Origin of the sequence: Microcystis sp. M49636_WE2 (assembly GCF_030065375.1) — a bacterium.
GTDB lineage: Bacteria > Cyanobacteriota > Cyanobacteriia > Cyanobacteriales > Microcystaceae > Microcystis > Microcystis aeruginosa_C.
The window spans coordinates 1-1610 of the sequence record NZ_JASJFG010000943.1 but is presented as its reverse complement, the minus strand read 5'-3'; the positions used below and the strand labels follow the sequence as shown (position 1 = coordinate 1610).

The 1610-nt window shown below is 45.8% G+C and carries 2 protein-coding genes; one reads left to right on the top strand and one right to left on the bottom strand.

The window, feature by feature from the left end; translation table 11 throughout:
• Positions 1-244: 244 nt before the first annotated feature.
• Positions 245-1087, bottom strand: a complete 843-nt coding sequence (locus tag PX484_RS21735; RefSeq protein WP_002803187.1) for a methyltransferase domain-containing protein — start codon at positions 1085-1087, stop codon at positions 245-247.
• A 208-nt stretch (positions 1088-1295) separates the two neighbouring features.
• Here PX484_RS21735 and PX484_RS21730 point away from each other — a divergent pair.
• A partial coding sequence (locus PX484_RS21730; protein WP_288105458.1) for an FAD-dependent oxidoreductase occupies positions 1296-1610 on the top strand: 315 nt, incomplete at its 3' end.

The following is a 1610-nucleotide window of genomic DNA, read 5'->3' as shown; positions in this document are numbered from 1 at the left end:
CGTTTGAGTTTCCCTCATGGATGGTAGAGGCTCTTGAGCAAGAAAGTCAGCGTCGTGATTTACCGTTACAAGCTATTGTCAAAGACTGGATTGGGGAAAAATTGGCGTTGTCAAATTGAAAGATGATCCGAATCAGCACCGAAACTCAAATTACTTTGATAGCAAGGATTGCATTGCATCTTTCCTATTCTGATCTGACAACGCCTAATTATCAATCGCTGCACTGTAATCATCGCCAAGCTGATTATTTTTTCCCTTGCAGTAGGCCAAAACGAATTAAACCCGACTCGTAACCGCGCCGCATTAACCCTAAAGATAAAGCTCCTTGGATAGTAGTGTAACCGCTTGCTAACAAACCAGCGATCGCATCTGTGCTGAGGGCCGAGTCAATCACCACATCCCAAAAGGCCGCCACCGATAGGGACCAATCATCGGTTTTTAGGTCTTGAAAGCCAACTTCACGGGCAATATCGGCGTATTCTGGCAAAGAAATCACATAGGGCAGACAATAAACCTGATAAATCTCGTTTAATAGTTTAATCTCCCCTTCCGTTAAATTACCGGCCAGGGAAGTGGTGGGACGATGACACCAAGTAGCCATCAAAAAAGTCCCTCCGGGCTGCAAAACCCGATAACATTCCCGCAGAAATTGCCTTTTATCGGGCATATGTTCGCCACTTTCCAATGACCAGACCAGATCAAAATTATCGTCAGGAAAAGGGGTTTTTAGGGCATCAGCCACACAAAAACTGACTTGTTCTTCTAAATTGAACTCTTGCGCTCTTTGGCTGGCTCTAGCGGCTTGTACCGGGGAAAGGGTAATCCCCACCGCTTGGCTGTGAAATTTTTCGGCCAGATAAAGACTACTGCCACCAATACCACAACCTACATCAAGAATCCGATTAGCACCGGTGACATGACCCCAAGTTAATAATTCTTCTATTAAATCAATTTGTGCCTGACGGCGATCGAGTTTAATCTTGCCGCCGCGACCGTAGTAACCATGGTGCATATGTTCGCCCCAAATCCTTTCCCACAGTCCACTAGAGGAGTCATAAAAATCGGCTATTCGTTGATAAAGTTCCATGGTGATTTCCTAGTTGACGAGGGGCGCTCTTGCCAGAGAGCCAAAACACTTACTTAACCCTAACCCGAAACTCTCGGCAAAGGACAAAACCCTTGAAAGTCTATCAATGGCTAGGTGGGGTGAAGACCATCAAACCCGACAGCAACCCCGAAAATCGTGTCAGAATAGATCATTGTAGTCACTGATTATCTTTGAGAAAAATATTTATATGTTAGGACGGGACAGCTACGATTTAATCATTGTCGGGGGCGGTATAGTCGGGACCACCCTAGCGGTGGCTTTAAAAAATACAGGATTAAATATCGCTATGATCGAGGAACGTCCCCTAGAGGTGGCCGCCTCCCGTCGTCAAGCTTATGCCCTCTCGCTGATGTCCAGCCGAATTTTTACAGGCTTGGGTATCTGGGATAAAATCTCGCCCAGTATCGGTAAATTTCGTCATATTCGCCTTTCTGATGCCGATTACCCGATTTTTGTCCCCTTTGTGGTCGATGAGCTAAAAACCGATTATTTGGGCTATGTG

What these genes read in the sequence shown, in the direction of transcription:
- PX484_RS21735 (WP_002803187.1), bottom strand. Translation starts at nt 1,087, where the DNA reads ATGGAACTTTATCAACGAATAGCCGATTTTTATGACTCCTCTAGTGGA.